Origin of the sequence: Streptomyces sp. CB01881 (assembly GCF_002953255.1) — a bacterium.
In the GTDB taxonomy this organism is placed as follows: Bacteria; Actinomycetota; Actinomycetes; order Streptomycetales; family Streptomycetaceae; genus Kitasatospora.
Genome location: NZ_CP026498.1, coordinates 10,676,214 through 10,684,599, shown reverse-complemented (window position 1 = coordinate 10,684,599; position 8,386 = coordinate 10,676,214). Strand labels below are relative to the sequence as shown.

At 72.7% G+C, this 8,386-nt stretch carries 5 protein-coding genes and 2 pseudogenes; 5 read left to right on the top strand and 2 right to left on the bottom strand.

Features of this window, described 5'->3' with window-relative positions:
• The 4 genes and pseudogenes from C2142_RS41010 to C2142_RS35970 all read left to right on the top strand — a co-directional run.
• Window positions 1–1,444: pseudogene (locus C2142_RS41010) on the top strand (Pls/PosA family non-ribosomal peptide synthetase); the annotation flags it as partial.
• Between the two features lie 155 nt (window positions 1,445–1,599).
• The gene (locus C2142_RS35980) at window positions 1,600–2,937 is read left to right on the top strand and encodes a M1 family metallopeptidase (RefSeq protein ID WP_241002998.1); all 1,338 of its coding nucleotides are present in this window, start codon (window positions 1,600–1,602) and stop codon (window positions 2,935–2,937) included.
• Window positions 2,938–2,950: 13 nt separating this feature from the next.
• Window positions 2,951–3,841, top strand: a pseudogene (locus C2142_RS42080) (restriction endonuclease); the annotation flags it as partial.
• Between the two features lie 55 nt (window positions 3,842–3,896).
• Window positions 3,897–5,282: a hypothetical protein gene (locus tag C2142_RS35970; RefSeq protein WP_241003356.1), complete on the top strand. Its 1,386-nt coding sequence runs from the start codon at window positions 3,897–3,899 to the stop codon at window positions 5,280–5,282.
• Between the two features lie 97 nt (window positions 5,283–5,379).
• Here the strand turns inward: C2142_RS35970 and C2142_RS41000 are convergent, their stop codons facing one another.
• Window positions 5,380–6,033, bottom strand: a complete 654-nt coding sequence (locus C2142_RS41000; RefSeq protein ID WP_277347298.1) for a HEAT repeat domain-containing protein — start codon at window positions 6,031–6,033, stop codon at window positions 5,380–5,382.
• 133 nt (window positions 6,034–6,166) lie between these two features.
• On the opposite strand from C2142_RS41000, the gene C2142_RS40995 reads away from it, so the two are divergent.
• A complete protein-coding gene (locus C2142_RS40995) occupies window positions 6,167–7,393 on the top strand; it encodes a hypothetical protein (RefSeq protein ID WP_241002997.1) in 1,227 nt (408 codons plus the stop codon).
• Here C2142_RS40995 and C2142_RS40990 read toward each other — a convergent pair.
• Window positions 7,323–8,386 (bottom strand): radical SAM protein (locus C2142_RS40990; protein WP_241002996.1); only part of this gene is annotated, 1,064 nt, incomplete at its 5' end. The two genes, C2142_RS40995 and C2142_RS40990, sit on opposite strands and share 71 nt — an antisense overlap.

Genomic DNA, 8,386 nt, shown 5'->3' with positions numbered 1-8,386 from the left:
GCCGTCAAACTGGGCCGGGCGGAGCGGCGCTGGCCCAAGGAGCGGCCGCCGCGCCGGGCCCGCTGGGCCTCGCTCTACGGGGCCAGCGGTACGGCGCTCAGCCTCCTGCCGGTCCTGCCGGCGCTCGCCGGTCTGGCCGTGCTCGCCCGCTTCGTCCACCCCGGCACGGGCCTCGGCGCCGCACTCGGCGGTGCCCTGCTCGGGCTGCTGCCGGCCACCCTCGCGTACGGGCTGGTGTACGCGGCGCAGCTGGTCGCGGCCGTGCGGCTGCTCAGCATCGGGCTCGCGCCCGGGGTGCACCCGTTGCACGGGCGGATCGGCTGGCAGGCGTGGACGGTGACGCAGCTGATGGACCAGGCGCGCGAGATCCTCTTCCCGCTGTAGTCTGGTGACGCCGCTGTGGCTGCGGGCGCTGGGGATGAAGGTCGGCCGCGGCGCCGAGGTGTCCACGGTGCTGGCCCTGCCCAGCCTGACCACGGTGGGGGACGGTGCGTTCCTGGCGGACGACACCCTGATCGCCCCGTACGAGCTGGGCGGCGGCTGGGTGCGGCTCGGCGAGGCGAAGGTCGGCGAGCGGGCGTTCCTCGGCAACTCGGGGATGACCGCGCCGGGCCGGTCGGTCCCCAAGCGGGGGCTGGTGGGCGTGCTGTCGGCGACCCCGGAGAAGGCCAAGAAGGGCGGGTCCTACCTGGGCATGCCCCCGATGCGGTTGCCGCGTTCGGCCGACAAGGCGGACCAGAGCCTGACCTACGAGCCGCCGGCCCGGCTGCTCTGGGCGCGCGGGCTGGTCGAGGTGGCCCGGGTGCTGCCGGTACTGGCCTCCGGGGCGCTCGGCGCACTGACGCTCGCGGCGCTCTCCTGGCTGGCGGCCGGCTGGTCCCCGGTGGTGGCGGCGTTGCTCTCCGGTCTGGTGCTGCTGGCGGCGGGCGTGGCGGCCTGCCTGGTCGCGGTGGCGGCGAAGTGGCTGCTGGTCGGACGGTTCCGGGCGGTGGAGCACCCGCTGTGGAGCGGTTTCGTCTGGCGCAACGAGCTGGCCGACACCTTCGTCGAGGTGCTCGCGGTGCCGTGGCTGGTGGGCGCGGTGCCCGGCACCCCGGTGCTCAACCTCTGGCTGCGGGCGCTCGGCGCAGGTGTCGGGCGGGGCGTCTGGTGCGAGAGCTACTGGCTGCCGGAGGCTGACCTGGTCACCCTCGGGGACGGGGTGACCATCAACCGGGGCTGCGTGGTGCAGACCCACCTCTTCCATGACCGGATCATGCGGATGGATACTGTCATCCTCCGCGAGGGCGCCACCCTGGGCCCGGGCGGCATCGTGCTGCCCGGCAGTACGGTGGGCGCACGCAGCACACTGGGCCCGGCGTCGCTGGTGATGCGCGCCGAGTCCGTTCCCGCGGACACGCGGTGGCTGGGCAACCCGATCGAGGCGTGGCAGACGACGTCGTGACCGGCCCGGCCTCCCCCGTCCCCACGTCCCGCTCGTCCGCCACATCCGCCTCGTCCGCCCCGTCCCCGATGTCCCTCACATCCCTCACGTCCCTCCTGGACGCGTCCCCGTCCCCCAGCTCGCAGGGAGCGCACGACCCGGTGAAATCCCGTCCGGTGAACCACCAGCACGCCCCGGCGGCCCCCACCGCCGCGCCCGACCCGTACTTCCCGAACAGCGGGGACCACCGCTACCGGGTCCACCGCTACGAACTGGCCCTGGACTACCGGCCCGGGCCCAACCGGCTCGGCGGAACCGCCAGGCTCAGCGCCGTCGCGGTCACCGCGCTGCCCGGGTTCGCGCTGGACCTGGCCGAGTTCCGGATCGGCCGGGTCCTGGTGGACGGCAAGGCCGCCCGCTACACCCACCGGGCGGGCAAGCTGCGGGTCCGCCCGGCCAAGGCGCTCGCGGCCGGGGCCGCGTTCACCGTCGAGGTGCACTACACGGGGAACCCGCGGCCGGTCCGCAGCCCCTGGGGCGGTCTCGGCTGGGAGGAGCTGACCGACGGCGCGCTGGTCGCCAGCCAGCCCGTCGGCGCGCCCTCCTGGTTCCCGTGCAACGACCGCCCGGCGGACAAGGCGACCTACCAGATAGCGATCACCACGCCCTCCCCGTACACGGTGGTCGTCGGCGGGCGGCTGCTCACCCGCACCACCCGGGCGTCCAGCACGACGTGGGTGTACGAGCAGAGCGCGCCGACCTCGACCTACCTGGTGACCGTCTCGATCGGCCACTACGTGCCGGTGCCGCTCGCCGAGCGCCCGGCCGTTCGGCAGACCGGCTACGTGCCGGAGCGGCTGGCCACCGAGTTCACCACGGACTTCGCCCGGCAGCCGCAGATGATGGCGTACTTCGAGGACGTCTTCGGCCCGTACCCGTTCGGCGACTACGCGGTGGTGGTCGCCGACGAGGAACTGGACGTCCCGGTGGAGGCGCAGGGCGTCGCGACCTTCGGCACCAACCACCTCGGCGGCGGCTGGGGGAACGAGCGCCTGATCGCCCACGAGCTGGCCCACCAGTGGTTCGGCAACAGCGTGTCGATCGCCGACTGGAGTCACATCTGGCTCAACGAGGGCCTGGCCAAGTACGCGGAGTGGCTCTGGTCCGAGCACACCGGTGGACCGTCCGCCGCCTCGCACGCGGCCATCGCCCACGCCCTGCTGTCCGACCACCCGCAGGACCTCCGGCTGGGCGACCCGGGCCGCAAGCTGATGTTCGACGACCGGCTGTACCAGCGCGGCGGGCTCACCGTGCACGCACTCCGGACCGCCGTCGGCGACCCGGCCTTCTTCCGCCTGCTCATGGACTGGGCGACGCTCAACCGGCACGGCGTCGTCGCCACCACCGACTTCACGGCCCACGCGGCCCGCTACACGGACAGGCCGTTGGACGGCCTGTTCACGGCCTGGCTCGACCGCCCCGCACTGCCCCCGTTCCCGGCACCGGCTGTCTGACCCTTCGGGAAGAATGGCACTCGCCGGCGACAACACCGTCCCGGCGGGTCCTATCCGTGAAGGTGGCATGGATTCCTTCGACCTGGGGCGTCTGACGGACCATGACTTCGAGCTGGTGTGCCGTGACCTCTTCGGCGAACTCCTCGGCGTTCCGCTGGAGCTCTTCCCACGCGGCCGGGACCAGGGCATCGACCTCCGGCACACCGACGCCACCGGTACGTCCACCATCGTGCAGTGCAAGCACTGGCCGCGAGGCGATCAGAACACCCTGATCAAACACCTCGTCCGGGAGGAACTGCCGAAGGTCGCGCGGCTGAAGCCCGACCGGTACGTCATCGCCACCACCGTGGGCCTGACCGTCGGCGGCAAGGAGAAGCTCCGCGACGCCTTCGCTCCCCACATCCGGAGCACCGGTGACATCCACGGCGTGGACGAGATCGTGGCGGAGCTCCGGAGCCGGCCCGCCGTCGTCCAACGGCACTTCCGGCTCTGGTTGAGCAGCACCACGGTGCTGCAGACGGTTCTGCACCGGGACAAGTTCCTCCGGTCCTCGTGGCTGCGCAAGCGGCTGCCGCGGATCGCGGAGACCTTCGTCCCGCACGCGGGCTTCGAACGGGCCAGGAAGGCCCTGGAGGCCGAGCAGGTCTGTGTGATCTCCGGCATTCCCGGGATCGGGAAGACCACGGTGGCGCTGATGCTCGTCGGCTGGTTGATGGGCAACGGCTACGAGGTCCACGAGATCTCGACGGACATCGGCGAGGTATCGGACCTGTGGCGCGACGATGCCCGGCAGGTGTTCCTCTACGACGACGCCCTCGGCCGGACCACCCTTGATCCGCACCTGCAGAAGGGAGAGGACTCCCGGCTGACGGAGGTGATCCGGGAGATCCAGGGCTCTCCCGGCAAGGCCTTGGTGATGACCACACGTCACTACATCCTGGAGCACGCCCGGCTCAAGCATGACGGCAGAACCGGAGTTCTCCCGGACCGAAACCGCCGTCCTCCTCACCGACCTGAGCCCGGACGTCCGCGGCCGCATCCTCTACCACCACGTCCGCGCATCCGCCCTCCCTCCGGCCGCGAGGAACAGGTTCGCCGACCCCGCGGTCTGGAAGCCGATCGTCGGACACAAGAACTTCAACCCGCGTCTGGTCGAAGAGACCCTGCGACTCTCGGACCGGGACCCGGACGTCGCGACAACCCTGCTGACGAACCTGGACAACCCCCGGCGGATCTGGGAGCGGATCGTCGAGAACGAGCTTCCGGACGAATCCGTCGACCTGCTGGAAGTGCTCTTCACCTTCGAGTACGCCGAGCTCGCCGCCATTGAGGCGGCCTGGTCGAGGTACCGCGAGAAGCGCGGCCGGCAGTCCGACGGCCGCCTGTTCCGCCGTGCGCTGCGCATCCTCGACGGCACGATGCTGACCGTGAACGGCGGCACCGTGTCGTTCCACAATCCGTCGGTCATCGACTACCTCCGCTTCCACCTGAGCGCCGGCCGAGCCGACATCGGCGCGCTGCTCGCCACCGCCGGCCATGCCGACCAGCTGTACCGCCTGGTCGCGGCAGCACGCATGGCCGACGGCCGAGGAATCGCCGAAGCGCTCGTGGCGGCCCCGGAGCAGCTCGCCGACGCGGTGCGTGACACGTTCGACACGGTCTCCAGCCGGCCGCCCGGCATCGACGGGGAGGACAGCAACAGGGCCGGCCATCTCGAATGGATCGTTGACACAGCCGGGCGGTTGGACTCCGCTCCACTGGCAGCAGTCGCCGCAGAGCGACTCGACCGGAGCGTTGTCGACGCCAGTCATGAGTGGAAACTGGTGAGTCTGGTCCGTGAACTCCACCACAGCCACCTGATCCCGACGGACTGCAGGGAGGAGTTCGAGACGATGGTTGCCGACTTCTTCCTGACGTCCCTGGCCGAGTACCTTGACGGCGAGCTCGTGGAGCTTGCCGTCGACTGTCACCAAAATCTCGTCTACCTGCCCTACGGCCTGCTGGACAAGCGGTACGACCAGCTCCTGGAGCGCCTCGTCGACGCCGCCGTGACGGAACTGCACAGGATCGCCGGGAGCAACGAGGCTCCGGGCGATATCTGGCACAGCGTCGCGGTCATCGAACTCCTGGACTTCCTCCTCGACCACTGCCCGGGAATCGAATCGGAGGAGGCCTACTCGGTCGTCAATGACAGGCTGAGCAAGCTCCGCGAGGCCCGCAAGGCTCAGCGGACCGACCGGACAGTACACCTCCCGGGCGCCTGGCCGGTGTCCCGAATCCACGATGCAGGGCGGGAGTCAGAGGTGATCGCCGAGATGATGAGCGGTCTCCGCCAGCCCGGTTGACCGGTCGGCCACGGCGAGAGTTGCGCGTGCCCCCTTGGACACCGGTCGCCGCACACCGCACACCGCACACCGCACACCGCACACCGGAACAGTCGGCTCAGCCGGCGGTCGGTATCGCCTCCGCGGCCGACCGGCAGGTGGTGAGGAGGAGCTCGTCGTCGTGGATCGCGTGGCTGCTGCCGAGGCCGGCGTTGTGGCGGCGGGTGGTGGCGAGTTCGGTGCGGACGAGGGGTAGGGCGTCGGCGGCGGCCGGGCCCATTACGGTGAAGCAGGCGGCCGCGGTGGCGCGGGTGTGGGCGTTCTCCGTCCAGGCGGCGGTGAGGACGGGGAGGACGGCTTCGGCGTCGGCGGTGGTGTGCCAGAGGGCGGTGGCGCCGTCGACGCGCACCCAGACTTCGGGGTCGGCGAGCATGACGTGCAGGGCCGGGGCGGCGTCGGCGGCGGCCGGGCCGATCGGGGCGAGGGCCTTGGCGGCGGCGCGGCGGACCCAGGGGCTGGGGTCGGCGGCCTTGGCGAGGAGCAGCGGGAGGACGGCGCCGGTGTCGCCGGTGGCGGACCAGAGGGCCACGGCGGCGGGCAGGGCGTGCGGCGAGCAGGGGGCGGCGAGCAGCGTACGCAACTCGGGGGCGGCGTCGGCGGCGGCCGGGCCGAGCCTGGTCAGGGAGCGCAGGGCGGAGTCGGTCAGCGGGCCTGCCGGGGCGGCACGCAGCAGGCGGAGGGGGGCGGGGGCGGCGTCGGCGTCGCCGACCACGCGCGGTGAGCAGGGGATCGGCCTGGTCGAAGCGCGGGGTGCCGTCCAGCGGCAGGCCGGCGAGGCGTTCGCGCAGCGGGACGACGAGCGGCGCGGCGGCGGGGCCGAGTTCGGCGACGAGGAAGCCGAGGTCGTGCGGGATCGTGGCCCGGTCGAGGGCGGCGGCCAGGGCCGGGAGGGCACGCGGGTCTCCGAGCCGGGTGAGGGTCTGGACCAGGCGCCGGCCGTCCGGCCCGGAGTCGGGGCGGCTGTCGTCCCAGGGGTCGGCGACCGTGGCCAGGCGGTCGGCGACGGCGTCGGCCGCGGGGGTGGCGAGGCGGAAGAGGTCTGGCAGGACGGCGAGGACGGCCTCGCCGAGGGTCGGGTCGGGGTCGGCGAGCCGGCGGCCGAGCAGGGCGACCAGCTCGCCGAAGGAGCCACGCACCTCGCGGAGCAGCCGGCCGGTCTCCCGGCAGCCGCCGCGGCGCGATGCCGGGCCAGCTGCGGTGAGCTGTTCGGTGCAGAGCGCCGCCCGTTCGGCGGGGCGGTCTCCGAGGGTGTGGTGGATGATCCGCAGGGCGACGTCGGTCGCGTGGCCGTCCTGGTCGGCGGGGATGCGGCGCAGCAGGCCGACGGCGGTGGGGAGGGTGTCGGCGGGCGGCGCGCCGGGGGCGAGCCGGGCGAAGGCACTGAGGCGCAGGGCCGCGGGCTGGTCCGGGTCGTCGGCCAGGGCGGTGAGCCAGGTGGTGACGGGCCCGGCGAGGCCGGGGAAGCGCCCGGCGAGTGTCGCGGCCGCGGTGGCGAGGGCGGTCCGGACCTCGGTGTCGGGTTCGTGCGGCAGCCGCCCGCGCAGCAGCGCGAGGGTGGCGGGCCCGTCGGCGTGCAGGCGGGCGAGCGCGCCGGGTGCGGCGCAGCGCACGCCCGGGTCGGGGTCGGCGAGAAGGGGCGTGAAGGCGTCGGCGCGCGCGGCCATGGCTTCCCTGCCCCGGGCGAGGAGGGCCCGCCAGGTGGACTGGTCCGTGCTCTCCGCCGCCTGCTCGCCGACCAGGTGGTGGCCGGCCTCGCCGATGCTGGTGAGCAGTTCGACCACCGGCCCGCGGTCCGGCAGGCCCCGGTCGGCGATCAGTTCGAAGAGGAAGGGCAGGCAGGCGAGGGTGGCGTCGCAGACGTCGCCCTGGTGGTGGACGGCGCTGTACAGGTCGTCCAGCGCCTCCTCACGGGCGGCCGGGCTGGGGGAGGCCAGGCCGAGCAGCATCGCGGGCACGTCGTCGGCGGGGCCGTAGGCGTGCCCGAGGGCCGCCCAGTCGATCTCATGCAGTGTGTCGAACATGCTCGCCCTCCCCGGTGGTCCCTGCCCGGACAGTCTGCCCCGCCCCACTGACAACCGGGCGCCCGCCGGTCGGGCGGTGGCCGCCGAAGGCCTCCAGCGTCTTCTCCAGCAGTGGCAGTGCGCCGACGGTCCGGCCGGAACGGATCAGCAGGTCCCAGGCCGGTTCGAACTTCTTCCAGCCTCCGGCGTAGGCGAGGTGCCGCAGCCGTTCGTGCGGGCCCGGCTGGGCGGCGGAGCCGCGCCAGATGTTCGACCAGCGGTAGAAGTCGCGGTAGGCCCGCCAGTAGCCGTCCTCCAACTGGCGCGCCGTCATGCCCTTCGGCCGGTAGACGACGTGCCGGGTGTCGTAGAGGTCCCAGTCCCGGTGGACGATGCGGTCCTCGGCCTCCAGCTGCTTCCACAGGCCGGTCGACGGATACGGCGTCATGATGTGGAAGGTCGCCGTCTCGATGCCCTGCTCGACGGCCCACTCCACGGTGCGGTCGAAGACGTCCGGGCCGTCCTGGTCCAGGCCGAAGACGAAGCTGGCGTTGACCATGACCCCGGAGTCGTGGAGACGTCGGACGACGGCGGCGTAGTCGCGGCCGATGTTCTGGTTCTTCCTGCGCTCGGCGAGGTTGGCGCCGTTGACCGTCTCGAAGCCGACGAACAGGCTGCGCAGCCCGGCGTCCACGGCCCGCTCCAGCAGACCGGGCTTGAGCACCGACTCGACCGTGCCCGCCGCCTGCCAGAGCCGACCCGTCCCGGCCATCCCGTCGAACAGGGCCTCGGCGAAGCGCCGGTTGCCCAGCAGGTGGTCGTCGAGGAAGTAGAGGTGCTTGCCGGGGAGCCGGTCGATCTCCGCGAGTGCGTCGTCGACGGCCTGGGTGTAGAACGACTTGCCGCCTTCGAAGAAGGCGTCCTTGTAGCAGAAGTCGCAGTGGTGCGGACAGCCGCGCGAGACCACGATCGAGTTGGGCACGAGGTAGCGGTGGCGCTTGATCAGGTCCCGCCGCACCGGCGGGAGTCCGGCGAGGGTCCGCAGCCGGGAGTCGGCGCAGGGGC

Coding starts and splice junctions, on each gene's coding strand:
- C2142_RS35970 (WP_241003356.1), top strand. CDS start 3,897: ATGACGGCAGAACCGGAGTTCTCCCGGACCGAAACCGCCGTCCTCCTC.